This is a genomic window from Rhizobium sp. 007, from assembly GCF_015353075.1.
GTDB lineage: Bacteria > Pseudomonadota > Alphaproteobacteria > Rhizobiales > Rhizobiaceae > Rhizobium.
In genome coordinates this window covers 1,619,458-1,645,213 of the sequence record NZ_CP064187.1, presented here as the reverse complement: position 1 = coordinate 1,645,213, position 25,756 = coordinate 1,619,458, and the positions used below count along the sequence as shown (strand labels likewise).

The window sequence follows — 25,756 nt, the reverse complement described above, 5'->3', positions numbered from 1 at the left end:
TGCCGGGCCTAGAATGGCAAGCGGCATGATGTGTTAGGAAACCGCCCGCATGAGAATGTCCACAAGTCATTGCATGATTATCGCCGCAATTGCGACCTTTTTCCTGTCCGCCGGAATCGGCAGCGCCGCAGCCGACACGCTGCCGCCTTACAAGGACGAACTTTTCTCCAGGCAGAACGTGTTGCAAACCGCCGATGGCGGCGCCTTCGAAGCCGTCGAATATGACGAGATGCGCGACATCAACGGTCGCGACCAGATCCCGCAAAAGCGCGCGCGTCAGAAATACGTGTCGCTCGCTGTCCGCAGGCAGCAGCAGGACGAAACACTGTCGCTCAATGGCCGCAGGGTGGATCTCACCAGGGTGGGACCGACAGACAATGCGCAATTCACCGTGATCTTTATCCACGGGCGCGACGGCGACCGGCGGCTCGGCGTCAACGACTACAGCTTCGGCGGCAATTTTAATCGGCTCAAGAACCTGGCCGTGGCCAATGGCGGCGTCTATTATTCGCCGACAGTGCGCACGTTCGACGGCGAGGGCGTGGCAGACATCGCCGGGCTGATCCGCTATGCGAGCGAGAAATCCGGCGGCCGCCCGGTGATCCTTTCCTGTGCTTCCATGGGCAGCCAGGTCTGCTGGGGCATTGCGCGCGATGCGGGCAGTGTCAAATGGCTGAAGGGCATGGTCGTCATGAGCGGCGTCACGGATCCGGACTTCACAAAGAGCGCGTTCTACAAGGCGAAGCTGCCCCTTTGGTTCGTCCATGGCAGCCGCGATCCGGTCTATGCCGCTGCCGGACAGCAGGCTTTCTTCGAAAAACTTCATGAGGCGAAATACCCTGCCCATTTCACGCTTTTTCAAAACGGCAACCACGGCACGCCGATCCGCATGATCGATTGGCGGAGGGTTTTGAACTGGATTCTCGCTTCTTAGACAGTTGCGCCGCCAAATTTTAAGCATTTGCGCGGCAAATCGGCCTTATTTCCGTTACGTGAAGGTTCAAAAGCTTTTCAATGCCGAATGCTTTTGCTAAGGCCGCTCAATACGGAAAAATTTGGGAAGGCTGGCATGACACCTGACGTGCGCCCGCTCGTGGCGGGAAACTGGAAAATGAACGGCACGCGCGCCTCCCTCGATCAGGTCAAGGCGATTGCGGAAGGCGTGAATTCGCCCCTCGCCAAGAAGGTCGAGGCGCTCATCTGCCCGCCCGCGACGCTGCTTTATGTCGCGACCGCGCTCTGCACCGACAGCCCGCTTGCGATCGGTGCGCAGGATTGCCATCAGAGCCCGTCGGGCGCGCATACCGGCGATATCTCAGCCGAGATGATCGCCGATTGCTTCGGAACCTATGTGATCGTCGGCCATTCGGAGCGCCGGACGGACCATGCCGAGACCGACCATCTCGTCCGCGCCAAGGCCGAGGCTGCCTTCGCTGCCGATCTCACCGCCATCATCTGCATCGGCGAGACGGCGAACCAGCGCAAGGCCGGGCAGACCCTTGACATTCTCAAGCGACAGCTTTCCGCCTCCGTTCCAGACATCGCGACGCCGGAAAACACCGTGATCGCCTACGAACCTGTCTGGGCGATCGGCACCGGCCTCACGCCGACGGTGCAGGACGTCGAGAAGGCGCATGCCTTCATGCGTTCGGAACTCGTCGCCCGTTTCGGCGCCAATGCCGGGAAAGTCCGTATTCTCTATGGCGGCTCGGTCAAGCCCGGCAATGCCAAGGAACTGATGGGCATCGCCAACGTCGACGGCGCGTTGATTGGCGGCGCTAGCTTGAAAGCATCCGATTTCCTCGCCATCTACGGCGCATACGAAGCGCTGCTCGCGTGATGCCATATATATTCTGGGCCGAAGGGCTTGGAATAGCGGATCACCTCATGTAAACAGCGCCAGATTTTATTCGATGCCCGCCGCATGCGGGCAGGACTGGACCCATGCAGACAGTATTGATTGTCATCCACCTCATGATCGTGCTGGCGCTTGTCGGCGTCGTGCTCATCCAGCGCTCGGAAGGCGGCGGCCTTGGCATCGGCGGCGGTTCCGGCTTCATGTCGGCGCGCGGAACGGCCAATGCGCTGACGCGTACGACTGCGATCCTTGCAGCGCTGTTCTTCATCACCTCGCTCGGCCTCGGCATACTGACGCGCTATGAGGGCAGCCCGACCGATATTCTCGACCGCATCCCGGCAACGAGCGGGCAGGGCAACGGCATACTCGATTCGCTCGGCGGCGGCACTCCGCAGCAGCCCGCGAACCAGCCTGCCGGCAACGGCGTTCCGAACGGCGGCGCAGCCGCTCCCGGCGCTCAGGCGCCGACGGCGACCGCACCTGCGACGCAGCCGGCCCCGGCAACGCCTGCGACTCCGGCCCCGGCACAAAACGGAACCGGCGTCCCAACGGGACAATAACCCGGTCAACCAAATAAACCGCCGGCAGGCCCCTGGGTCTGCCGGTTTTCTTTTATTCAGATTCCAAGCTGGCACCAAAAGTTCTGGAAAAGAATTTTTGGGCTGGTGGAATCGTTTTTGAAAAGGTATCCGGTGACTCCCATGGCGCGATACGTATTCATCACTGGCGGCGTGGTTTCCTCTCTCGGCAAGGGAATTGCGGCTGCGGCTCTCGGAGCGTTGTTACAGGCCCGTGGTTATCGGGTGCGGCTTCGCAAACTCGACCCCTATCTGAACGTGGATCCGGGCACCATGAGCCCGACCCAGCACGGCGAAGTCTTCGTGACCGACGACGGCGCGGAAACCGACCTCGATCTCGGCCACTACGAGCGCTTCACCGGGCGTTCGGCGACCAAGACCGACAACATCACCACCGGCCGCATCTACAAGAACATTATCGACAAGGAACGCCGCGGCGACTATCTCGGCGCGACCGTCCAGGTCATTCCGCACGTCACCAACGAGATCAAGGATTTCGTGGTCGAGGGAAATGACGACTACGACTTCGTCATCTGCGAGATCGGCGGCACGGTCGGCGATATCGAGGCGATGCCCTTCATGGAAGCGATCCGCCAGCTCGGCAACGACCTGCCGCGCGGCACTGCGATCTACGTCCACCTGACGCTGATGCCCTACATTCCGGCTGCCGGCGAGTTGAAGACCAAGCCGACGCAGCATTCCGTGAAGGAACTGCAGGCGCTCGGCATTCACCCGGATATCCTGCTGGTGCGCGCCGACCGCGAAATTCCGGAAGCCGAGCGCCGCAAGCTCTCGCTCTTTTGCAACGTACGTCCGTCCGCCGTCATCCAGGCGCTCGACGTCGCCAACATTTACGATGTGCCGATGGCCTATCACAAGGAAGGCCTCGATAGCGAAGTGCTCGCCGCCTTCGGCATCGAGCCGGCGCCAAAGCCGCGTCTTGAACCGTGGGAAGACGTCTGCAACCGCATCCGCACGCCGGAAGGCGAAGTCACGATCGCGATCGTCGGCAAGTATACTGGTCTCAAGGATGCCTATAAGTCGCTGATCGAGGCGCTGCATCACGGCGGCATCGCCAATCGCGTTAAGGTCAATCTCGAATGGATCGAGTCGGAGATATTCGAAAAGGAAGATCCGGCGCCGTACCTCGAAAAGGTCCACGGCATTCTCGTTCCCGGCGGCTTTGGCGAGCGCGGCTCGGAAGGCAAGATCCATGCGGCCCGCTTCGCCCGCGAGCGCAAGGTGCCGTATTTCGGCATCTGCTTCGGCATGCAGATGGCGGTCATCGAAGCAGCACGCAACCTTGCTGACGTCGAGAATGCCTCCTCCACCGAGTTCGGCCCCACCAAGGAGCCGGTCGTTGGTCTGATGACCGAGTGGATCAAGGGCAATGCGCTGGAGAAGCGCACGGCTTCCGGTGATCTGGGCGGCACGATGCGCCTCGGCGCCTACAAGGCGTCGCTTAAGAAGGGCACGAAGATTTCCGAAATCTATGGCTCGACAGACATTTCCGAGCGCCATCGCCACCGCTACGAAGTCAACGTCGACTACAAGGACCGCCTGGAAAACTGCGGCCTCGTCTTCTCCGGCATGTCACCGGACGGTGTCTTGCCGGAAACGATCGAGTATCCGGATCACCCCTGGTTCATCGGCGTCCAGTATCACCCGGAACTCAAGTCCCGCCCGCTCGACCCGCATCCGCTCTTCGCAAGCTTCATCGAAGCCGCAACCGAGCAGAGTCGGCTGGTCTAATTTCGCCTCTGAAACACGACGGGCGGATTGTCGTTCTCGACGATGGACGCATTGCGGAGGAGAGTCGTCACGAGGACCTGCTTGCGCGGGGCGGCATCTATGCCAGCCTTTGGTGGCCTGGCAGTCGGGCGGTTTTCTCGGTATCGACTTTGCCGAGTAAAAGCTTTCAGATCCGGCGACAGGCGCGAACCTGCCGCCGGAACTCTGTTCATGCGGCGATCGGAAAAGGCCCGACATAGACAGACTTCGGTCTGATCAACCGGCCTTCGAGCAGCTGCTCGCGCGCATGCGCAATCCAGCCGACGGTGCGGCCGATCGCAAAGACGCCGGTGAAGGCCTCGCGCGGGAAGCCGAGCGATTCCAGAAGCAGCGCCGTATAGAATTCGACATTCACGTCCAAGGGACGATCCGGCTTGCGTTCCTTAAGCATTGCGAGCGCCGCCTTTTCGATCGCCTCGGCCAGAGTGATCCGCGACCGATCGACCTGGCCGGTTGCGACAAGCGGCTTCAGCGCATTTTTCAAGGCGTCGGCCCGCGGGTCACGGACGCGATAGATGCGATGGCCGAAGCCCATCAGCCTCTCGCCGCGGCCGAGGGCAGCCGCGAGCCAGGTCTTTGCATGGCTTTCGGCGCCGATCGCATCAAGCATGTCGAGAACCGGTCCCGGCGCGCCGCCATGCAGCGGACCTTTCAGCGCGCTGATCGCCGCGAGCACTGATGACGTGAGGCCGGCATGCGTCGAGGCGATCACCCGCGATGCGAAGGTCGAGGCGTTCAACCCGTGATCGGAGATCGTCACCAGATAGGCGTCGAGCGCAGCCGTTTGTTCGACGCTCGGCAGCCTGCCCGTCATCATGCGTAGGATGTCTGCGGCTTGCGATATTGAGGCCTCCGGCGGAACAGGCGCTTCTCTGCGCTGCATCCGCAGAACCGCCGGCAGGAACACGGCGGGGGCCGCAAGGAGCCTGAACGCCGTTTCGAAATCCTCGCCGTCCGGCAGTCGCGCAATCAGTGCCCGCATCGCATCGAACGGTGGCAGGGCGAGGAGGGTGGCGTCGGCCACGACATGCGCGTAGACTTCTGCGCGTGCCGCTCCGAGCCGGTCTTTCAAACCCTCGGCATTGACGTGCGCTTCCATCAATCCGTCGAGCAGCAGCGCCGCGACGCTTTCATAGGTGCCGTCCGCAACGAGGTCGTCGAGCGACACGCCGCGGATGATCAGCCGGCCGGCCGGACCGTCGACATCCGAAAGCCGGGTCTCCGCGGCAATCACATCTTCCAAACCGTTTTTCATAGGCATTTCTCCTTTATGGAAAAGAAGATCGGTCCTAGATTGATTGACGTCAATCTTGATGAAATCGATCAATATGAGGCTCAATGTCCTGGTTGACTGCAGAGGAAGCGCTGAACCGTCTCGGTACCAAGCCGCAGACGCTTTATGCCAATGTCAGCCGGGGACGCATTCGCGCCAAACCCGATCCATCCGACCCGCGCCGCAGCCTCTATTACACCGCGGACGTCACCCGGCTTGCCGAGCGCCATGCAGGCCGGCGGAAGATCGAGACTGTCGCAGCGGAGGCGATACAGTGGGGCGATCCGGTCCTTCCGTCAGCGGTTTCAACCGTCGTCAATGGGCATCTCTACTATCGCGGAGTTGATGCCGCCAAACTTTCCGAATATGCAACGCTTGAAGAAACGGCGGCACTGCTTTGGAACAAAGGTACGCCTATCAACATCGCCGCCGGCGGGAGCGTGTCATCCGTTCCGTCCGTGGCTGCCGTTTTCTCGGCGCTCGCCGCCCGCGTGCCTCAGGACCTGCCGAGCCTCGGCCGTTCGCTCCCGGCGTTGCGAGCCGAAGCACAAGATATCATGACGACGATCACTTCCGCGCTCGCGCCAGGCGCATCGGACCAGCCTCTCCATCGGCGCCTTGCAAAAAGCTGGCGCCGGCCAGAAGCCAGCGATGCGGTGCGCCGCGCCTTAGTGCTGCTTGCCGATCACGAACTCAATGCATCGGCCTTCGCCGCACGCGTCACGGCTTCCGCGGGCGCGACCCTTTCCGCATCGGTGCTTTCCGGACTTGCAACGCTGACAGGTCCGCTGCACGGCGGCGCTTGGGAGGGCGTGGCAACGCTTTCCGAGACGGCTAGGCGCATCGGCGCCAAGGAAGCCATCCGCCGCATCCTGGCGCAGGGCAGCCGGCTTCCGGCCTTCGGTCATCCGCTCTATCCAGACGGCGATATCCGCGCCGAAGCTCTGCTTGCGCATATCACGCCAACGGGGATTTTCCTCGAAATCCAAGTGGCCGGCGAAGCGATGATCGGCGAGCGCGTCAACATCGATTTCGCGCTGACGGCAATGGCGGAACACTTCGAGCTTCCACGGGATGCGCCGCTCGTCATCTTCGCGCTCGCCCGCAGCTGCGGATGGCTGGCGCATGCGATGGAACAGGTCGAGAGCGGCCATCTCATCCGTCCAAGAGCCCGTTACACCGGCCCCTCTATCGAAACCTCTGGCGCATAAGGCCGGCCGGCCTTGCCAGTCTGCGCTTTTCTGCATACGAAACCCTTGTTTTGTTTTATGGTGACGGTGCCGGGACAAGCAATTGACCGCATGGCGAACACCATGCCGGTGTGGGGTGCTTGCGCGAGGTGGGGACGTATCATGAGCGTAATCTCAGCATTCCTGTGCGGTTCTACCGCAACCGCCCTTGCGGCATTTCTGCTGCCGGCGGGCGCAGCACTTGCCCAAACGGGCGGCTGCACTGTCGAGAATGCAGCGGGCGGGCGCGAGGTTCTCCGCTGCCCGAACGGGGTAACGGTGACGGCCGAGGCGGGTGCCGCCTTCCGGCTGAATGACCGCAACCGCGATGGCAGCCCCGATGTTGTGTCGCTGCGTGGCAAGGCAATCCTGGTCGATGTCGACGACGCTCGCCACACAGGTGGCTTTCAGGTGGTGACGCCGCAGGCAATCGCTGCCGTGCGCGGCACGCAATGGGCCGTCGACGTTGCAGGCGGCCGGACCTCCGTGCTTGTGGTCCAAGGCTCCGTTGCCGTGCGCCGTCCTGCGGGCGATCCCGTGGTGCTCGGCCCCGGCGAGGGCGTCGATGTTGTGAGCGGCACAGGCGCGCTTGAGGTGCGCCGCTGGCCGCCCGCCCGCGCCGCCGCCCTGCTTGCCCGCCTCGGCCAGTAGAACCCTCATGCCGCGCCAGCGATTTCTGATCACTGCAGCCCTTCTTCTGTCCGCACTCTGGGGAGGCTTTCTGGGCTCCCTGCATCTGACTGGCAGCGCCGGATTCCTCGACAGGATGGAAGCTTCGCTGACCGATATTCGAAGCGTGCTGATCGGCGGCAAGACGCCGCCGCCTGCCGTCGCGATCATTGCGATAGACGACCGCACCGCAGCTTCGCACGGTTTTCCCATCGATCGCGCAACGCTTGCCCGCGCAATCACCGCCGTTGCCGCGTCGAGGCCGAAGACGATCGCACTTGATCTGCTCTTGCTCGATCCCGGCACCGAGGAAGGCGATGGCGCACTTGCATCGGCCCTCAGGCTTGTGCCCTCCGTCATCGCGGCTGCCGCCGTCTTTCCGGAAAGCAAGCAGATGGTGACGAGCGATCCGAACGATCCGCTTTCAGGCATTCCCGTCGCCGACAGCCTGCTCCTTCCTCTCAAGCGTTTTTCCGATATCGCCGCTACCGGCGTCGTTAATGTCGCAACGGATGAGACGGGCGTCCCCCGCTTCATTCCGCTGATCTCGCGCAGCGCAGGGCGTGTGGATCCATCGTTTCCGCTACGCGCGGCGTCGCTGGCGCTCGATCGCGATCCGGCCTTCCAGCCGGGCAGCATCTCCTTTGCCGACAGGCATATTCCGACCGATACTGGTCAGCGCCTGCCGCTTACCTTCTACGGCCCGCGCCGGACGATCCCAACTTTCAGCCTGATGGATGCGCTCGATGGCAAGGTGCCTGCAGACGCAATCGAGAACCGCGTCGTCGTTATCGGCGCAACCGTCACGGCCGGTGGCGACGTTTTTCCGACGCCTTTCGACCCGGTTCTCCCCGGGGTCGAGGTCATTTCGACCGCGATCGCGCATCTGATCGCCGGAGACAGCATCGTCCGCGATCATAATATCCGCCGGCTTGACGCCACGGTCGCGGTGCTTCTGCCGCTTGCGCTCGTCGGCCTGATAGCCTGGCGGCGCAGCCTGATCGGTTTCATCTTGATCGCTCTCGTTTTTGTGGTCTGGGCGACCATCAATCTTGCCATGTTCAAGGCAGGCTATTGGCTGAGCGCAGCGTTGCCGATCGCCGCCGCGTTGCCTCCGGTTCTCATCTTCGGTGCAGCGCAACTCCTTCTCGGACGCCGCCAGGCGCGCCATTTCGCTGCCCAAAGCGAGCTCCTGCAACGCATCGAAGCACCCGGCCTTGGAGAATGGCTCGCACGCGATCCATCCTTCCTTGCCGAGCCAGTCCGGCAGGATGCTGCGGTGGTCTTCATCGATCTCTCGGGCTTTACCGGGCTTAGTGAAGCGGTCGGAGCGGTAACCGTGCGCGAGGTCCTGAGCGGCTTTTTCGAGATAGCCGATCAGGAGGCGCGGGCACATGGCGGCGCGATCACGAGCTTCATGGGGGACGGTGCGATGATCCTGTTCGGGCTGCCGCACCCGGCCGAAGACGACGCTTCGCACGCCGCCGCCTGCGCGCTGGCGCTCGCAGATCGCATGCGCTCCTGGCTCGATTCGCACACAGCTCTCCAAGGGGGACGGAAGATCGGCTTCAAGATCGGCGCCCATTGCGGGCCTGTCGTCGCCTCGCGGCTCGGCACCGGCGATCGCCAGCAGATCACCGCGACCGGCGACACCGTCAATGTCGCCAGCCGCCTGATGGAAGTTGCGGCCAGTCGCGGCGCTGAGGTCGCCTTCAGCGCGGCACTTGTCCGCGCAGCATCCGCCGGCGCCGGCCCGTTGCCGGCCGGTCCGCTCGAAGGTCCGTTGGAGACGAAAATCCGCGGCCGCTCCGGCAGCATTGACGTCTGGCTGTGGCGCTGCGCCGGCTGACATTGCCGCTTTGACATTTGCCGTCTTAGCGGGTAGGAACGCGCCAACCGTTCTGCCGGCAGGTTCCGGCCACGGCGCTTCTGCGCCCGATATTCCGAAAGACAGACAGATGACAGATCTCAACAGCGTCGTCCCGGCGATCGCCAAGGCGTTGGCAAAGCGCGGCTATGCAGCGCTGACCCCCGTTCAGAAAGCCATGCTCGATCCGGCACTTGTCGCTTCGGATGCGCTGGTTTCGGCGCAAACCGGCTCGGGCAAGACCGTCGCCTTCGGCCTTGCGCTCGCGCCGACGCTGCTCGAAGGCGAGGAGCGCTTTGCACCCGCCGCCGAACCGCTGGCGCTTGTGATCGCGCCGACCCGCGAACTTGCCTTGCAGGTGAAGCGCGAGCTCGAGTGGCTGTACGAGATGACCGGTGCGCTGATCGTCAGCTGCGTCGGCGGTATGGATATCCGCAGCGAGCGCCGTGCACTGGAACGTGGCGCTCATATCGTCGTCGGCACCCCCGGACGTCTTTGCGACCATATCCGCCGCAAAGCTCTCGATATGTCCGCATTAAAGGCCGTCGTGCTCGACGAGGCGGACGAGATGCTCGACCTCGGCTTCCGTGAAGATCTGGAGTTCATCCTCGAAGCGGCACCCGACGACCGCCGGACGCTGATGTTCTCGGCAACTGTTTCCTCCGCCATCGCCAAGCTCGCCAAGAGCTACCAGCGCGACGCCGTGCGTATTTCGACGCAGACCGAAGAGAAGCAGCATGTCGATATCGAATACCGCGCGCTTGCCGCTGCGCCGGCTGACCGCGAAAATGCGATCATCAATGTCCTGCGTTATTATGAGGCGACCAACGCCATTGTCTTCTGTTCGACGCGCGCTGCGGTCAATCATCTGACGGCCCGCTTCAACAACCGCAATTTCGCAGTCGTAGCACTCTCCGGCGAACTGACGCAGAACGAGCGGACGCACGCCCTGCAGGCGATGCGCGACGGCCGCGCCCGCGTCTGCATCGCAACGGATGTTGCCGCCCGCGGCATTGACCTTCCAGGCCTCGACCTCGTCATCCATGCCGACCTGCCGACCAATCCGGAAACGCTGCTGCATCGCAGCGGCCGCACCGGCCGGGCAGGGCGCAAGGGCGTCAGCGCACTGATCGTGCCTCTCAATGCCCGCCGTAAGGCCGAGCGCATTCTCGATGCCGCCGGGATTGCCGCCACCTGGGCTCTTCCGCCGTCGGCCGAAGATGTGATGCGCCGCGACGACGAGCGCCTGCTTGCCGACCCGATCCTCAGCGAGGCCGGGCGCGACGAAGATCAAGCACTGGTCGGCCAGCTCATTGCAAATCACGGCGCAGAGAAGCTTGCCGCGGCCTTCGTGCGCCTCTATCGCTCCAATCAATCGGCGCCGGAAGATCTGATCGAAGTCTCGATCGAGGGCGACCGCAAGCGTCAGCGCCGCGATAATGCCTTTGAGCCGCGGGAGCCGAGCCAGAAGGGCCCGCGTGACGACTTTGGTCCGAGCGTCTGGTTCTCGGTTTCCGTCGGCCGCAAGCAGAATGCCGAACCGCGCTGGCTGATCCCGATGCTCTGCCGCAACGGCAATCTGACGAAACGGGAGATCGGTGCGATCAAGATGCAGCCGGAAGAGACCTATGTGGAAATTTCTGCCGATAGCGCCGAAGCTTTCCTGCAAGCGATCGGGCCGAACAAGACGATGGAGCGCGGCATCCGCGTGACGCGTCTGAACGGCACCCCGGATTTCAGCCGTCCGGTTGCTGCGAAGCCTTATGCCGGCAAGAAGACGTTCGGCGAGCGGCGTGACGAGACATCCTATGACGATCGCCCTAAAGGCAATTTCAAAAAGGCTTTCAAGGGTAAGACAGCTCCCGCAACCGGCGATCACAGTGAGAAACGCGACGCCAAGCCTTGGGGAAAAGCAGCGGGAAAACCTAAATTCGAAGGCAAGGGTGGCTTCGCGCCGAAGGGCAAGTTCGCTAAGAAGAAGCAGGGTTGAGGAGAGACGGACTGACAATTGGCGCCTTCCGTTTATGCTCTCCGAGGAGGCAGCCATGACAGAGATCGTGATTTTATCCGTTCCGCTCTTCAGCACCTTGTGCAACGAAGCTTTCAAGTTGCGTCGCTCCGTCTTCATCGGTGAGCAGAATGTGCCTGCCGATGAGGAATTCGATGAAGCCGACTTAAGCGCCCACCACATCGTCGCCATCCAGGCCGGCGAAGTTGCGGGCACGCTTCGGGTCGTCTATCTCGACGATTACGTGAAGATCGGGCGCGTGGCCGTCGGAGCGCATTGGCGCGGCCATGGGATCGCAAGCGCGATGATCCGCTTTGGGATGGAGGCGCATCGCACGGCACGCGGCAACCGCTTTTACCTGACGGCTCAAAGCGACAAGATCGCGCTCTATGAGAAGTTCGGCTTTACTGCGTTCGGCGATGAATTTCTCGACGGGGGCATGCCGCATCTTGCCATGAAGAACTACTGATTCCGCGGGCGCCGGTGGACATGGGGGCGCCGCCAATGATAGGCAAAGACAGCACGCAATATCTTGCAGCGGCAGATTTCATTCGCAAGAACCTCCGCCTTCAGCCTGTGCCGTCAGTTCCCGAGATAATGCTCTATACAGCACATTCGGGAAGCGGGCTGGGGCGACTGACAAGGCTTGACCGCGCGGGTTCCACCGCGCCGTACTGGGCTTATCATTGGGCTGGCGGAGCGGTGCTCGCCCGCCATATCCTCTCGCAGCCCCAGACCGTCAGCGACCGCCATGTCCTCGATCTCGGTTCAGGCTCGGGCCTGGTCGCTATTGCTGCCGCGAATGCAGGTGCTGCCCATGTCACCGCGATTGACATCGATATTCATGCGATTGCCGCGATAGACCTCAACGCTGCTACTAATGGTACCAAGATCGAAACGCTGCAAGCCGATATCCTCGACGCTTCGCCTCCCGCTTGCGATGTCATCCTGGCGGGCGACGTGTTCTACGATGCAAGGCTCGCAAGCCGCGTCCTGCCGTTCCTCGCCCGCTGCCGCGCCGCTGGCATCGACGTCCTGATCGGCGACCCGGGCAGGGCGCCTTTGCCCCGCGAGCGGCTTCGACTGGTGACGACATACGCGGTCGCAGACTTCGGGGCGGAGATGGAGAATGTGAGCGGGGTGTATTCCCTTTAGATCAGCGGAGTCGCGACGGAGCGCACTTCTGCCATAAGTCAGCCGAGAAGCTCCGGCCGGAGCAGCATCACCGGGCAGGGGGATCCCGCCGGAAGCTGCGACGCATGGGGCGGGCGGATGATCAGGCAGTCGGCGTGGGCGAAGACCTTCATCATCGACGAATCCTGCTTGTCGAACGGCTCCGCCAGCCACTTGCCGGAGGAGGACTTGGCGAGCTTCGCCCGCACATAGTCCTGGCGCTGATCGTTGGAGGCAAGGGTGACAGCCGCCTCCACCATGGCGTCGCGCTTGACCGGCGGCAGGCAGGCGAGCTTGCGGACCAGCGGCTCGAGGAACAGCAAGGCGCAGACGAGGCTTGATACCGGATTGCCCGGCAGACCGAGCACGTGCGTGCTTCCGAGGCTGCCGACCATCAGCGGCTTGCCCGGCCGCATGGCAATCTTCCAGAAATCGAGTGTCATGCCCGCCGCAACCAGTGTGGCCTGCACGAGGTCGTGGTCGCCGACGGAGGCGCCGCCGAGCGTTATGATGACATCGGCACCTTCGGCCTGTGCCCTGCGGACCGCTGCCGTGATAGCAACCTTGTCGTCGGGCACGATACCGAGATCGAGCACGTCGCCGCCGGCCTTGTGCACCAACGCCGCGATACCGAACGTGTTCGACGCAACGATCTGCGAGGGCCCCAGGTCGCTTCCTGGCGTCAGTAGTTCGTCGCCGGTTGCAAGGATCGCCACAAGCGGCTTGCGCAGCACGTCGATCGAGGCATGGTTCATCGCGGCGGCCACTGTCAGTCGCGTGAAATCCATGACGGTGCCGGCGGAGAGCACCCCCTCGTTTTCATTAAAATCCTGTCCCCGGAGACGGATATGCTGGCCCTGGCGGATGGGATATTTCGTTCGGATGCCTCCATCGATTTTCTCAGCGTCCTCCTGCAGCAGGACGCTGTCGGCGCCGGAGGGAACCGGCGCGCCCGTGAAGATGCGGACCGTTTCGCCCTTGCCCACAGTGCCATCGAAAGCGTGTCCTGCCGCAGATGTGCCGATGAGCTTGAGTTCAGCGCCGGGTTCCGGTGCATCCTCGCGGCGCAGCGCGTAGCCGTCCATCGCAGACGCATTGAAGGGCGGCTGCGTCAGCCGCGCCGTCAAGTCGGCCGCGAGCACGCGCTGATCGCCGTCGGCAAGCGAAACGGTCTCGACATCGGAAATCGGCTTGGCGCGCCCAAGCAACCTGCCTTGCGCCTCGGCGACCGGAAGGAGGCTCATCGGCCAGCCTCCGGATGGCGGAAGTCGCCGGATTTGCCGCCCGATTTTTCGAGCAGCCGGATGCCGCCGATCTCCATCGCCTTGTCGGCGGCCTTAGCCATGTCGTAGATCGTCAGGCAGGCGACGGACACGGCGGTTAGCGCTTCCATCTCGACGCCTGTCTTGCCGGTGAGCTTGGCGGTCGCGATGACGCGCAGGCCGGGCAGGGCGACATCCTCCTCGATCTCGACGCTCACCTTCGTGAGCATTAGGGGATGACAGAGCGGGATAAGGCTGGACGTCTGCTTGGCCGCCATGATGCCGGCCAGCCGCGCCGTGCCGATGACGTCGCCCTTCTTCGCGTTTCCTTCACGGATCAGTCGCAGCGTTTCTACCGCCATCTTCACATGGCCTTCTGCGGTTGCAATGCGAACCGTATCGGCCTTGCCGCCGACATCGACCATGTGGGCCTCACCGGAGGCGGCTATATGGGTAAGTCCTGGCTTCTCGCCGCTCATGTTATTCCGCCGCGATTGCCGCTTCGCCGAAGAGCAGAGCGCGGGTCGCAGCCGTCACGTCATCCTGGCGCATCAGGCTTTCTCCGACGAGGAAGGTGTTGATGCCGGCCGCCCGCAGCCGCTTGCAGTCGGCATGGGTGAAGATGCCGCTCTCGCCGACCAGCAGCCGATCGTCCGGCACCATCGCCGAAAGCTCTTCGCTGACGTTCAGGCTGACCTCGAAGGTACGCAGGTTGCGGTTGTTGATGCCGACGAGCGGTGAGGAGAGCTTCAGCGCCCGCTCCATTTCTGCGGCGTCATGCACCTCGACCAGCACGCCCATGTCGAGCGTAAAGGCTTCATCCTGCAGTCGTTCAGCCTCGTCATCGGAAAGCGAGGCCATGATCAGCAGAATGCAATCCGCGCCCCAGGCGCGTGCCTCGTGCACCTGGTAGGTCTCGAACATGAAATCCTTGCGCAGCGCCGGAAGGGCGCAGGCTTCGCGTGCAGCCGTCAGGAACTCCGGCGCGCCTTGAAAGCTTGGCGTGTCAGTCAAGACGGATAGGCACGCGGCACCGCCGGCTTCATAAGCTTTGGCGAGCGCCGGCGGATCGAAATCCGGGCGGATGAGGCCCTTGGAGGGGCTTGCCTTCTTGATCTCGGCGATCAGGCCGTAGTGTCCGGCATCGCGCTTGGCAACGAGCGCCTTGTGGAAGCCGCGCGGCGCGGTTTGCCCTGCCTGCATCGCCTTCAGGTCGGCAAGCGAAACCTTCGCCTTGGCGGCGGCGACTTCCTCGCGCTTGTAGGCCTCGATCTTTCTGAGGATATCGGTCATCCGCCAATCCTAGTCGATATCGTTCGAAACGGCGATCAGTTTGTCGAGGGCTACGGCGGTCGCGCCGCTATCAAGCGATTCGGTCGCGAGCTTCATGCCGTTGGCGATCGTCTCCACCTTGCCGGCAATGACGAGCGAGGCAGCCGCGTTGGCAAGGGCGATATCGCGATAGGCGTTCTTCGCACCGCTCAGCACTTCGCGAAGTGCAGCAGCATTGGCGACGCCATCGCCGCCCTTGATCGCCGAAAGTGCACAGGGCGAAACGCCGAAATCCGCCGGCGAAAGCTCGAAGGTGCGGATTTTGCCGTTTTCAAGCGCTGCTACGCTGGTCTTGCCGGTGGTGGTGATCTCATCGAGACCATCGCCATGCACGACCCAGACGCTCTCCGAACCGAGGTCGCGCATGACCTCAGCGATCGGCACGACCCATTGCGGCGCAAAGACGCCGAGCAACTGGCGGCGCACTCCGGCCGGGTTCGTCAGCGGCCCGAGCAGGTTGAAGATCGTCCGGGTGCCGAGCTCGACCCGGGACGGCCCGACATGGCGCATCGCGGAATGGTGCTGCTGAGCAAACATGAAGCCGACGCCTGCCTCATTGATGCAGCGCGTGATCACTTCAGGCGCAATCTCAAGCTTGACGCCCAGAGCTGCCAGGCTATCAGAGGCTCCGGATTTCGAACTCAGTGCCCGGTTACCGTGCTTGGCGACCGGAACACCGGCGCCGGCAACGATCAGCGCCGCCAGCGTCGAGATATTGTAGGTGCCGCTGCCGTCACCGCCGGTGCCGACGATATCGATCGCATCGGCAGGCGCTTCCACCCGCAGCATCTTCGAGCGCATGGTCGTCGCAGCACCGACGATTTCATCGACCGTCTCGCCGCGGACGCGTAGCGCCATCAGGAAACCGCCGATCTGCGAAGGAGTCGCCTGACCGGACATCAGGATTTCGAAAGCCTCGCGGGCCTCGTCGCGGGTCAGCGGTTCGCGGCTCGCAGCCTTGGCCAGAAGCGGCTTCAGATCGGTCATGCGCTACAGCTCCTAGCGAACGGCTGCCTGATCGGCGAGCGTCTGGTTGATCGACGCACCGTAGTGCGTTTGCAGTAGGTTCACCATCTGGTCAAGAATGTCGTCGCCGGCAGCGGTCGCCATGGCAGTGATCTGCGCATCCTGATTGTTCAGCACATCACCCGTCGGCTCCGTGTTGACGCTGGTGACCTTCAGCAGGATCTGCGTGCCGGGATCGCCGCCAACGGCATTTGCAACAGTATCGACCGGGCCTGTGAAGGCAGCGGTCACGCCGGCGCGGCCGAGAACGGCATCCTCGGTGCCGCGCGTGATGCCGCTCTTGCTTTCGACGGCAATTCCGAGCGGAGCTGCGATGTCGGCAAGCGTCTTGCCCTTCTGCGCTTCCTGCTTCAGCTCTCCGGACTTCTTGGCAAGTTCGAGCTTCTGCTGTTCGGCGGTCCAATCCTGCACGGCCTTGTCGCGCACTTCGGCCAGCGGGCGGTCGCGCTCCGGCGTGATTTCGCGCACGTCGAACCAGACATAACCGTCATTGCCGAGCGACAGCGCCGGCGCCTGAATGCCGGATTCGGTCTTGAAGGCTTCACCGATCAACTGCGGCTTCGCGGGGATGTCCTTGACCTCGTTGCCGTCCTTGTCCAACCCGCTCGGATCGACGGCGTCGATCACGACGGCCTTCAGCTTCAGCTGTTCGGCAATCTGCTCAAGTGTCTGGCCGGAGCCGCGCAGATCCTCGATGCGATCGTGCACGTTGATTACCTCCTGCGACGCGTTGACGAGCGCCAACTGCTTGCGGATGTCTTCCTTCACCTCGTCGAAGTTCTTGACGCTCTCCGGCTTGATGTTGGAGACGCGGAGGATGACTGGGCCGAAGGAACCGTCGACGACCGGCGTCGTGCCGCCGTCCCTGGCGACCGCGAAAGCGACATCGGCGATGGCCTGGTCCGGAACCTTGTCCTTGGTGAAATCGCCGAGCAGCACGTCGCTTGCAGTCTTGCCCTGGTCGGTCACGAGCTGATCGAAGCTGGTGCCGCTCTTGAGCGCCGTTTCGGCAGCCGTCGCCAGATCCTTGCTGGCAAAGGTCAGCTGCTCGATCGTGCGCGTTTCCGGCGTGCGATAGCTGTCCTTACGCTTGTCGAAATCCTCGCGGATCTGATCGTCCGTGACGGTCGAGGCATCCGCAATGTCGGCAGGTTCGAGCTTCAGATAGGCGATCTTGCGATATTCCGGCGCGCGATAGCGGCTCTTGACGCCGTCGAACCACTTCGAAAGCAGATCCTCGGCCGGAGCCTTGATGGGCTCGATGTTCGCGTTCGTCAGCAGCAAGTAGTCGATGTCGCGGCTTTCCTGACGGTAGAGCTTCAGCGCGTCGACGAGCGTCTTAGGAGCGGTGAAGCCGTTCGACACCGCATCGACGATCTGGCTGCGCACAGCGACCTTGCTGCGCTCGCTGATATAGTCCGCCTCACGGATGCCGGCGTTGCGCAAGCGCGAGGTGAAGAGCGTGCGATCAAACTGGCCGTTGACTGCCTTGAAAGCTGGATCGTCAGCGATCAGCTGGGCTAGACGATCTTCGGAAAGGCCGAGATTCATGTCGGCGGCAAGCTGGTCGAGCGAGGCGCCGGCGACGAGCTGGGCGATCACCTGCTGCTCGACGCCGAAGGCCTTGGCCTGCTCGGGCGTCAGACGCATGCCGAACTGCTGGCTGAGGCTTGCGACCTGTCGCTGGTAGGCAAGGCGGAATTCGGTGGCGTCTACCTGCTGGTCACCGACGGTGACGACGGCCGTGCTGCTGCTGCCAGTGAGCAGCGAACTGGAGATGCCCCAAATACCGAATGAAGCGACCAGGAGAAGCATCAGGAGCTTGGCGACCCAGGTCCGGGCGGCTCTTCTCAGGAAATGGAACATCGAAACGCAAACCTCGCATTATATTTCGCCCTTTCACGGGCAAAGCTTTCGACGTTCCTTAGAACAAACGCGTAAGGAAATGAAGCGTCCGCGCGCGAAAACATAGCAGGTGCCGGCGAAGGTCCCGGAAGGCGACCACGTTTAAGAAATGAAGCGGTTCAGGGAACCTTTCGGCCCTCACGTCGTTGAAGCCGCATCCGCAAAAAGAGGAGCAGACAATGGCCGAACTCAAGACCGCCTCCGGACAAACGACGGGCGCACGCGTGAAGGCGGAAATCGCAGCCGACGATCTTTCGGCTCAAGTCACCGCATTGCGCGAGGATTTGGCACGGCTTTCCGAGAGCGTCGTTGCCTTGGGGCAGGGCGCAAAGACCGCCGTTGCCGACGAGGCTTCTGTCATGACCGAGCGTGTGCGCGAGAAAGTGCGTGAAGAGCCGATCTTCGCACTCGCCGTAACCGCCGGCATTGCCTACGTCTTCGGCCTGATGAGCCGCCGCTGAAGCGACGCGGCAACAAAAGACAACAAAAAGCCGGGAGCTGTAGTCCCGGCTTTTGCGCGATTGAAATCAGCGTCGCACAAGGCGTCCGAGCGCAATAAGAATGCAGGCGCCGACGAAACCGGTGATCAGGTATCCGAGCCAGCCTACGAGCGGATGGATGTTCAGGACGCCGAGAATGAAATTGGCAACGATCGCGCCGACAATGCCGAGAACGATATTCATGAGCAGCCCCATATTGCTGTGCATGAATTTTTCCGCGAGCCAGCCGGCGATACCGCCGATGATGATCGCCGCAATCCAACCTACGCCTTCGCCTTCCATGGTGATCTCCCTCCTAGAGAAGCAACAAAATGAACGCAAAACCTGCAGAAACGTTCCTTGCCGGATCAGGGTAATAGCAGTGTTACCGGCATGTGAAATGGACAAGTTATCAACAAAGAAACAGGCCGGGGAGGGCAGGAACAGCAAAACCCGGCGGCATTCTGGAACTCTCGTTGCACATTTCTACGCAGCCCTGTGATTCTGGAGGATAGATCATTCGCTTTGCGGGGCAAGCTAAATATTAACAGGCGGTTAACTGCGAAGTTTGAATTAAAACGGCTGTCTCTAATAGGGACCGCTGGATAACGTCACCGCGATACGCGTGGGCTCTGCGCCGCGATCGGCATCGATCCAGACTTTCTCTGAAAACTGATTCTCGGTGTCGTTGCGAATATACAGCTGTTCTCCCAGCTTCGGCTCTACAACTAGCGCCATATAGGATTGAAGCGCTTTACGGGCGCCGGAAAAATCCAGCGCCAGTTCCTTGTGACGCTCCAGCACGGCAAGCAGCTCGACGGCTTTCACATATTCAATGCCTGACGTCTGATTTTCATCGGCTGTCAGGACGATCGAGAAGCGGTAAGTCCTCGTCGAATATTCGCAGCCGCCGCTTTCGACGCTCAAGTCGATATTCGGGGTGAGCGCTATGCTCTCCGAACCGGAGCCTTTCTCCTTGTTGAGCTTGAAGCTGCCATTCTTCAGCACAGATTGCGGATAATCCAGTGTGCAGCCATTGTCCGGCCGGTAGTTGCCGGCGGCCGCAGGCAGTGAAACGAGGAAAATCACCGGCAGTGCGGCAAGTCGGTTGATCATGGGATATCCGGAAGGCAGCAGGAGCTTGGAAAATACAAGCAGATTGCACGCGGCATGGGCCGAAAAGCAACCTGCTCCCTCCAGAATCCTGTTTCAGGAAAGTTGTCGCTTGCTTGTCCGTTTACCGGAAGGTGAAGCTGCGCCAGTTCGACAGGCGGGCTTTCGCGAGCACGGTTTGTGCCTCTCGCACAAAAAAGAAAGCGCCGAAGATCGCTGCGATCGTGATGAAATCCCAAAACATAGGCGCGCTCCGTTGATGGAAAGAAAGAGCGGGTCGAAGCTTGCGCCCCCGCCGATGCTACGACCCGCTCCAAATCCGAGCGCCCGCCAGGCGCTCAAGGACATACAACCCTTATAGGGCGTCAATGAGTCCGGATATCGTAAGATATAGGGATGTGGGCGGCGTGGCAAAGCAGATCGATGTTTCTGCTGTCTGCTGAAAACCCAGAGCAGACAATACCCGCCACGGCGTGCCTTCGGGTCGGACAATGCCGTTTCTGGCCGACCACCAATGGTCAATATGAGTCCTGTGTCTACGCCATAATCCTCTGGCTCCGGATGTCGCGGAAAACAGTATTTCCGCCATGCCGCCCCGGAGGCGATTGGCGCGCCTCTGCAGTTGTTGGTACAATTGCGCGCCATCCCCTGAAATCGAATGGATGCACCAGCGATACGCGGAACTGCACGCCGGAGCCTGTGAGCAGCAGGGGGCGAATATTTCAGTTGGCCCTCAGAATACCAGATTCCGCTGCTGCTGCGATGAAAGCGGCCTGAGGATCTATGTCCGGCTTTTTGCCCTCGAGGGCTCGCAGACAGGCCTTCCGAGCTGCCGCATATGCGGGGCCCTTGTGACCGGGCCAGGACGTCATCAGAAACTCAACAGCTTCTCTCGTATTTTTTACGGTGCGGAAATGATCGTCGCCGTCGATCAACTCGATGCTGCGTTCCCAGATGTCCGAGCTCATGTAATGCAATCTCCGTTGGCGATCATGTCAACGGATAGCCATGAAGTCTGTTCCGAGAATCTGTTCCGAGAAAAAGTGTACAGGCGCTTACGACAAGGGCGCGGCATGATCTCAGTGAGATAGCTAAAACGGGAATACCCGCCTACCAACGGCTGATGACCGCGGCGAAGGGCAGCCATGCTCCTTGGGCGGAGTAACGTGGAAATAGCCCCTGCCTTCACCGTCGCGCACCTTCAGCGGAGGGTGCCGCCGGCTGATGCTTCCGACAATACCAGAGCGTGATCGCGCTGTTTTCCTCAAGCCATAGTAGTCCATTCCGTGCAGCGGGGGAACTATATCTTAGCCGGCAGCGTTTTACCGGCACACTGAAAATCCTGGAGGATAACATGAAGAAAGTGGTCATCTCTGCCGTATCGCTGTTTCTGACGCTCGGGGGGGCGGCGGTCGCGCAGACAGCGACGGTCACCGTTCCCGGCGAGGTCAGAACCTATGTTCTTGAGCAGCAATCGCCATCGGTCACGTTTGAAGGTGATGTTGCAATCGGTACGGCACTTCCTGACACGGTCGAGATCCACACGATCCCCGATCAGCCCGATTACGGTTATGTGGTCGTCAACAAAAAGCGCGTGCTCGTCAATCCGAAGACCCGCGCGGTGATTGAGGTCGTCGAATAACTTGAAAGCACTGCGGGCCCCCCCCGGGCCCGCGATTCCTCTCCATCAATCCACCTTCCTCCCAGTTCAAAGACTAGTCGTCCTTTCCGCTGTTGAGACATCGATGCAGCGGCTGGTTATTGCGACTTCTGAGGATCGTCCGCCGGGTTGACATACTTGATGGCCCATGGGCCAGTCGTCGTAATTTGGATGACTGTCGGTTCGTCGACGCGAGCGAAATGCGCCATGCCGGGCGGCAACGCGATGAAACTGCCTGCAGGCAGTGCCTTCGTGGCGCTCGGATCGGCGGTTTCGCCCATTCCGAGTTTGAGAGTCCCTGATACGACTGTGACCACTTCATGCACAGGATGCGTGTGCGGCGGGACCGCATAGCCCGACGGCACCTTGAGCCGGAGGGCAAACAGGCCTTCCTTACTGGGATCGCCGAACAGGACCGCCGCCTCTGCTCCAGCAGGAAGCACCTTGGGGGCCGGCCCCCACTTAACATCATCGGGAGTGACCATTGTATGTCCACCCTCTGCCGCAGCAAAGGAGGCCATCCCGCATAATCCGATGAAGCCGGCTGCGATTATCGATGCAACTCTCATGACAAACCTCCCTCTCTCGCCGGGCCTTTACCTCGGCTGAGCGCAGGGGCAGGCTCGCGAAACGTAGATAGTACGTCCGCGGACCACGTCTAAGCAAGCTCTACCCTAATGGAGTTGAGAATTGCCTAATGGACTGAGGGGATGGCAAGAGTTCCTCGGAAGCCGACGAAGTCTCTCCTCGCCAAAGAGGCCGCAAGTGTCCGTACCAGAGCCACAAAACCACGCGATCCGGCCCAGCCGAACCTTCCCCTCGATCCCATGCCGGACCGCATCGACCTATGCCTGACGCTTTTCAAGCATCAAGCCGCCGAGGGGCGAGCAGCGGGTTTACGAAATCAAATGGGGCGGGCATGACTGGACGCATCGCTTTCCGGCGATCGAGCAGGCCCGCCAAGCAGCTCGGCGTGGCGACGGCGGTTCTCGATGGCGAGGCGGTCATGCTCGACGAGCAGGGCCGGTCCGATTTCGGACTGCTGCAGCAATCGCTCGGCGGCCGGGAAGGCAAGCGGGCCTCCGGCGAAGCGATCTTCATGGCCTTCGACCTCCTCTATTTCGAAGGGCGCGACCCGAGGCAGTCGAACTTCTTCGCGGCGCCATATGCTCAAGGACTGGTCACCGATCGAGAGGGCGAAAAAGGCCAAGCGAAACTCGCAACGACCTTTCTCGATCCGTCTCAATAACAACGGTCTTGCAGGCGTGGCCTAGAGACAGGCTCTACTGCTGCGCCGGAGCTGCAGTAGGAGAAGCCGGCGCCGGGGTTACATTGTTGCTGGTCGGCGCAGTCGGCGTTGCCGGTGCTGGAGCAGGCTGCGTGGAGGGCGTCGTCGAAGATGTCGAGATCGGATCGGTGTCGGGCGAGCCACCCCACTCGAACCATACAACGCCAGCCACCAGAACCACCGCGATGATGGCGACCCATGCGCCCCACGAAGAGCGACTGCGGACCGGAGTAGTGCGTGGCTCTGATCTGCGATCAGGGAATTCCGGGTCGTGAGTCATGGCAGTTTTCTCCATCTATGATGGAAGAGAAATGAGATAACTTGTTTTTTGTTCCGACACGTCACCAGCGGTTTTGCAACGGTTTCGTTGGTATTTCCGGGTGAGAATCCAGCCTCGCTCGTTTCCGGCAAGTGCAATGCCTAAACAGTGCTCATGGCGGAAGAGGTGGGATTCGAACCCACGGTACGGTTTCCCGCACGCCGGTTTTCAAGACCGGTTCCTTAAACCACTCGGACACTCTTCCTTGCGCGCCTTATGGCGCAAAGGATATGGCCAATGCAAGGGTCGGGCGCAAAAATCTGCCGCCGGAAGACCCGGCTGGATGACGATTGCGCGATGCGCCGTTAGGGGTTTGTAAACCATGATCATTAAAATTGTTTCTATCATCGCGAAATCATTCGCAAATTCGCCAGGATGGCCGCCGAGTTAAAGTCTCGTTAGGTGAGTGGGCGTAGGCATGACTGGCCCGTTGTCGGGCAGGTTCTTATCCATACGATCTTGGGCGGCGTGGGACATATGAGACTGGAATGCGGGGCGACCTCTTTCGCAACGGGTACGCGGTGGCTGGCGTTGGCGTTGATGTGCGCCACCGTCACGGCTTGCGGTACGACTTCGCAGGCGCCAAAGAAGCGCGCTCACGGCAAGGAATATTTCTCCGAAAAAGAATATGGCGTCAAAGCCAGCCCGCGCGTTGCCAGTGGCGCCAATATACCGAAGGGGGGCGGGCGCTACATCGTCGGCAACCCTTATGAGGTCAAGGGCAAGTGGTATTATCCCAAGGAGGACTTCGCCTATAACAAGGTGGGCGTAGCCTCGTGGTATGGCTCCGCATTTCACGGCCGGTTGACGGCAAACGGCGAAGTCTACGACCAGATGCATCTTTCCGCGGCGCATCCAACTTTCCCTTTGCCGAGCTACGCACGTGTCACAAATCTCGAAAACGGCTCGTCGGTGGTCGTGCGCGTCAACGACCGCGGCCCTTATCATGAAGGCCGCATCATCGATCTTTCCAACAAGACGGCGGACATGCTCGACCTGCAGCACAGCGGCACCGGCAAGGTGCGCGTGCAGTATGTCGGCAAGGCGCGCATGGACGGGCACGACATGCCTTACCTGATGGCGTCCTACGTGCCGAAGGGAAGCCGGATTCCGGGCGTCAATCCGGGAGGTCAGATCGCAACCGGGGTGATGGTGGCGTCGAACAGCAAGCGGATCACCGGCGATCAGCTGCAGAGCCTTGGGACTTTGACCGTGGATCAATCGCGTGTACCGGTGCCGATGTCTGCGACGGCCTATGGCGGCTCGACGCCGAGCGCTCGCTACAATGCGGCACCGGTGGCGACAACAGCTCCCGTTCTCGGAAATTCAGGACAGGCTTTCGGGCAGATGGTCGTGCTTCCGGAAATCGGGCCCGTTCCCTATGAGCGTCCATATGGTTACGGGCAGGACGGTTCGCTCGCGATGGGCTACCAGGACGAGGACGTGAAGACGGTGACCGTAGAGCTTGCTTTCGACGCCGTCATGGTCCGCAATGACGGGCTGACGCAGGATTCGATCCTCGCCTCCCTCAAGCGCCAGCAGGCAAAACAGATCGCGCCCTGATTGGAAGCGATTGCGCGCAGCGCGCGCTGCCTCTAACGTCCGGAGTCGAACCTTCGATCCTATGGAGCCTCGATGTTGAAGCGTCTGCTTCGTCTTTGTGCGTGCCTTCTGCCCTTCGCTTCGCCATCCTACGCTGCCGAAACCGCGCCCGCCGGCTTTGTAACCAAGGCCGCACAGGCCTACATGATCGAGGCATCCACCGGAACGGTGCTGCTTGCAAAGAACGAGGAGCAGAGTTTTTCACCCGCCTCGCTCGCAAAGCTGATGACGATGGATCTGGTCTTCGGCTCGTTGAAGAAGGGCGAGATCACGCTCGACACCGAATATCCGGTTTCCGAATATGCCTGGCGAACGGGAGGTGCTCCGTCGCGGACGGCAACGATGTTTGCCGTGCTGAAATCCCGCATCCGTGTCGAGGACTTGATCAAGGGCGTCGCCATCCAGGGTGCCAACGACGGATCCATCATCCTTGCGGAGGGCATGAGCGGCACGGAGGGCAATTTCGCCGCCGCAATGACGCGGCGGGCGGAGGTGCTCGGCATGGCGAAAACGGTCTTTGGAAACTCGACCGGCCTGCCGGACGGTAAGAGCAAGGTATCGGCGCGTGACTTGGTGACGCTTGCGATCGATCTGCAGCAATCCTATCCCGAATATTATCATTATTTCGCGCAGCCCGATTTCGAGTGGAACAGGATTTTCCAGCGCAACCGCAACCCTTTGCTCGGCCTTGGACTCGGCGCGGACGGACTGGCGACCGGCTTTGCAGAGGGCGAGGGATATTCGATCGTCGCCTCGGCGGGGCGAGATGGAAAGCGGCTCTTCCTGGCGCTCGGCGGCATTGCTTCCGACAAGGAACGGACCGAGGAGGCAAAGCGCATCCTGGAATGGGGGCAGACGGCCTTCGAGGACCGGCAGCTTTTCGCGGACGAGGAAATCGTCGGCGCGGCCAGCGTCTATGGCGGCCAGGCCGGAAAAGTGGACCTCGTCGCGAAGGGGGCTGTCAGCGTCTACATTCCAGTCAGCAATCCTGACAGGCTCTCGGCGCGGATCGTTTACCGCTGGCCGCTGATGGCGCCCGTTGCTGCCGATGCCGAAGCGGGTACGCTGGTCATATCGGCGGGCGGCCGCGTGTTGCGCGAGGTGCCACTTTACACCGCGCATGGCGTCGAGCAGGGTTCGCTGACGAGCCGGGCGGTCGACGCGCTTCTGGAACTCGGCGAATCGCTGTTCTTCTCGTGGCTCTGGGACGAGGCCGAGCCCACCTGATCGCCATATTCATTGCCTAAATTGCCGGGGAAGGACCGGAAGGCGCCTAGCCTGAAGGTTTCGCTTGGCCCTGTCTTCGGATAGATAGGAAAAAAGC

The 25,756-nt window shown here is 61.6% G+C and carries 25 protein-coding genes, 1 tRNA gene and 1 pseudogene; 15 read left to right on the top strand and 12 right to left on the bottom strand.

Going from position 1 to position 25,756, the window contains the following annotated elements; translation table 11 throughout:
- Positions 1-49: 49 nt before the first annotated feature.
- The 4 genes from ISN39_RS08330 (at position 50) to ISN39_RS08315 (ending at position 4,188) form a co-directional block, all read left to right on the top strand.
- Positions 50-934, top strand: a complete 885-nt coding sequence (locus ISN39_RS08330; protein ID WP_194729734.1) for an alpha/beta hydrolase — start codon at positions 50-52, stop codon at positions 932-934.
- Between the two features lie 135 nt (positions 935-1,069).
- On the top strand, positions 1,070-1,840 hold the full coding sequence (gene tpiA / locus ISN39_RS08325; protein ID WP_194729733.1) for a triose-phosphate isomerase: 771 nt from the start codon (positions 1,070-1,072) through the stop codon (positions 1,838-1,840).
- Between the two features lie 104 nt (positions 1,841-1,944).
- Complete coding sequence (gene secG / locus ISN39_RS08320; protein WP_194729732.1) at positions 1,945-2,418, top strand: preprotein translocase subunit SecG; 474 nt, start codon at positions 1,945-1,947, stop codon at positions 2,416-2,418.
- 141 nt (positions 2,419-2,559) lie between these two features.
- A complete protein-coding gene (locus ISN39_RS08315; protein ID WP_022715652.1) occupies positions 2,560-4,188 on the top strand; it encodes a CTP synthase in 1,629 nt (542 codons plus the stop codon).
- A 208-nt stretch (positions 4,189-4,396) separates the two neighbouring features.
- Here ISN39_RS08315 and ISN39_RS08310 read toward each other — a convergent pair whose 3' ends face one another.
- A complete protein-coding gene (locus ISN39_RS08310) occupies positions 4,397-5,482 on the bottom strand; it encodes a citrate synthase/methylcitrate synthase (protein ID WP_194729731.1) in 1,086 nt (361 codons plus the stop codon).
- Positions 5,483-5,565: 83 nt separating this feature from the next.
- Here ISN39_RS08310 and ISN39_RS08305 point away from each other — a divergent pair, with 83 nt between their 5' ends.
- The 6 genes from ISN39_RS08305 (at position 5,566) to ISN39_RS08280 (ending at position 12,428) form a co-directional block, all read left to right on the top strand.
- A complete protein-coding gene (locus ISN39_RS08305; RefSeq protein ID WP_194729730.1) occupies positions 5,566-6,711 on the top strand; it encodes a citrate synthase in 1,146 nt (381 codons plus the stop codon).
- A gap of 141 nt (positions 6,712-6,852) precedes the next feature.
- The gene (locus ISN39_RS08300) at positions 6,853-7,380 is read left to right on the top strand and encodes a FecR family protein (protein ID WP_194729729.1); all 528 of its coding nucleotides are present in this window, start codon (positions 6,853-6,855) and stop codon (positions 7,378-7,380) included.
- Positions 7,381-7,387: 7 nt separating this feature from the next.
- On the top strand, positions 7,388-9,247 hold the full coding sequence (locus ISN39_RS08295) for an adenylate/guanylate cyclase domain-containing protein (RefSeq protein ID WP_194729728.1): 1,860 nt from the start codon (positions 7,388-7,390) through the stop codon (positions 9,245-9,247).
- A gap of 109 nt (positions 9,248-9,356) precedes the next feature.
- Entirely contained in the window at positions 9,357-11,255 is a 1,899-nt protein-coding gene (locus ISN39_RS08290) for a DEAD/DEAH box helicase (RefSeq protein ID WP_194729727.1), read from the top strand.
- Positions 11,256-11,310: 55 nt separating this feature from the next.
- Positions 11,311-11,742: a GNAT family N-acetyltransferase gene (locus ISN39_RS08285; RefSeq protein WP_194729726.1), complete on the top strand. Its 432-nt coding sequence runs from the start codon at positions 11,311-11,313 to the stop codon at positions 11,740-11,742.
- A gap of 35 nt (positions 11,743-11,777) precedes the next feature.
- Positions 11,778-12,428, top strand: coding sequence for a 50S ribosomal protein L11 methyltransferase (locus tag ISN39_RS08280; RefSeq protein WP_194729725.1), 651 nt, complete (start codon positions 11,778-11,780; stop codon positions 12,426-12,428).
- A 38-nt stretch (positions 12,429-12,466) separates the two neighbouring features.
- Here the strand turns inward: ISN39_RS08280 and glp are convergent, their stop codons facing one another.
- The 5 genes from glp to ISN39_RS08255 are packed head-to-tail and all read right to left on the bottom strand — an operon-like array spanning position 12,467 to position 17,932.
- A complete protein-coding gene (glp, locus tag ISN39_RS08275; RefSeq protein ID WP_194729724.1) occupies positions 12,467-13,690 on the bottom strand; it encodes a gephyrin-like molybdotransferase Glp in 1,224 nt (407 codons plus the stop codon).
- Positions 13,687-14,187 (bottom strand): cyclic pyranopterin monophosphate synthase MoaC, encoded by a 501-nt coding sequence (gene moaC / locus ISN39_RS08270; RefSeq protein ID WP_194729723.1) that lies wholly within the window; start codon positions 14,185-14,187, stop codon positions 13,687-13,689. The genes glp and moaC overlap by 4 nt, the downstream gene beginning before the upstream one ends.
- 1 nt (position 14,188) lies before the next feature.
- Positions 14,189-15,001: an indole-3-glycerol phosphate synthase TrpC gene (trpC, locus tag ISN39_RS08265; protein ID WP_194729722.1), complete on the bottom strand. Its 813-nt coding sequence runs from the start codon at positions 14,999-15,001 to the stop codon at positions 14,189-14,191.
- A gap of 9 nt (positions 15,002-15,010) precedes the next feature.
- The gene (gene trpD, locus ISN39_RS08260) at positions 15,011-16,027 is read right to left on the bottom strand and encodes an anthranilate phosphoribosyltransferase (RefSeq protein WP_194729721.1); all 1,017 of its coding nucleotides are present in this window, start codon (positions 16,025-16,027) and stop codon (positions 15,011-15,013) included.
- 12 nt (positions 16,028-16,039) lie between these two features.
- A complete protein-coding gene (locus ISN39_RS08255) occupies positions 16,040-17,932 on the bottom strand; it encodes a peptidylprolyl isomerase (protein ID WP_194729720.1) in 1,893 nt (630 codons plus the stop codon).
- Positions 17,933-18,150: 218 nt separating this feature from the next.
- Here ISN39_RS08255 and ISN39_RS08250 point away from each other — a divergent pair, with 218 nt between their 5' ends.
- On the top strand, positions 18,151-18,432 hold the full coding sequence (locus tag ISN39_RS08250; protein ID WP_039844924.1) for a hypothetical protein: 282 nt from the start codon (positions 18,151-18,153) through the stop codon (positions 18,430-18,432).
- Positions 18,433-18,498: 66 nt separating this feature from the next.
- On the opposite strand, the gene ISN39_RS08245 is transcribed toward ISN39_RS08250, so the two are convergent.
- The 3 genes from ISN39_RS08245 to ISN39_RS08235 all read right to left on the bottom strand — a co-directional run bounded on the left by ISN39_RS08245 (position 18,499) and on the right by ISN39_RS08235 (position 20,531).
- Positions 18,499-18,753, bottom strand: a complete 255-nt coding sequence (locus ISN39_RS08245) for a GlsB/YeaQ/YmgE family stress response membrane protein (protein ID WP_074068156.1) — start codon at positions 18,751-18,753, stop codon at positions 18,499-18,501.
- A gap of 285 nt (positions 18,754-19,038) precedes the next feature.
- Complete coding sequence (locus ISN39_RS08240) at positions 19,039-19,566, bottom strand: hypothetical protein (protein WP_194729719.1); 528 nt, start codon at positions 19,564-19,566, stop codon at positions 19,039-19,041.
- Positions 19,567-20,285: 719 nt separating this feature from the next.
- On the bottom strand, positions 20,286-20,531 hold the full coding sequence (locus ISN39_RS08235) for a DUF982 domain-containing protein (RefSeq protein ID WP_194729718.1): 246 nt from the start codon (positions 20,529-20,531) through the stop codon (positions 20,286-20,288).
- A gap of 386 nt (positions 20,532-20,917) precedes the next feature.
- Here ISN39_RS08235 and ISN39_RS08230 point away from each other — a divergent pair, with 386 nt between their 5' ends.
- The gene (locus tag ISN39_RS08230; protein ID WP_074068150.1) at positions 20,918-21,205 is read left to right on the top strand and encodes a DUF1236 domain-containing protein; all 288 of its coding nucleotides are present in this window, start codon (positions 20,918-20,920) and stop codon (positions 21,203-21,205) included.
- Positions 21,206-21,321: 116 nt separating this feature from the next.
- Here ISN39_RS08230 and ISN39_RS08225 read toward each other — a convergent pair whose 3' ends face one another.
- The gene (locus ISN39_RS08225) at positions 21,322-21,792 is read right to left on the bottom strand and encodes a cupin domain-containing protein (protein WP_194729717.1); all 471 of its coding nucleotides are present in this window, start codon (positions 21,790-21,792) and stop codon (positions 21,322-21,324) included.
- A gap of 141 nt (positions 21,793-21,933) precedes the next feature.
- Here ISN39_RS08225 and ISN39_RS08220 point away from each other — a divergent pair.
- A pseudogene (locus tag ISN39_RS08220) lies at positions 21,934-22,401 on the top strand (ATP-dependent DNA ligase); the annotation flags it as partial.
- 105 nt (positions 22,402-22,506) lie between these two features.
- Here ISN39_RS08220 and ISN39_RS08215 read toward each other — a convergent pair.
- On the bottom strand, positions 22,507-22,791 hold the full coding sequence (locus ISN39_RS08215; RefSeq protein WP_194729716.1) for a hypothetical protein: 285 nt from the start codon (positions 22,789-22,791) through the stop codon (positions 22,507-22,509).
- 154 nt (positions 22,792-22,945) lie between these two features.
- Positions 22,946-23,035 (bottom strand) — tRNA-Ser (locus ISN39_RS08210).
- Between the two features lie 272 nt (positions 23,036-23,307).
- Here ISN39_RS08210 and ISN39_RS08205 point away from each other — a divergent pair.
- Positions 23,308-24,393, top strand: a complete 1,086-nt coding sequence (locus ISN39_RS08205) for a septal ring lytic transglycosylase RlpA family protein (protein ID WP_194729715.1) — start codon at positions 23,308-23,310, stop codon at positions 24,391-24,393.
- A 72-nt stretch (positions 24,394-24,465) separates the two neighbouring features.
- Positions 24,466-25,659 carry a D-alanyl-D-alanine carboxypeptidase family protein gene (locus ISN39_RS08200; RefSeq protein ID WP_194729714.1) on the top strand — a complete coding sequence of 398 codons (1,194 nt, stop codon included), beginning with the start codon at positions 24,466-24,468 and terminating at the stop codon, positions 25,657-25,659.
- The last annotated feature ends 97 nt before the right edge of the window (positions 25,660-25,756 follow it).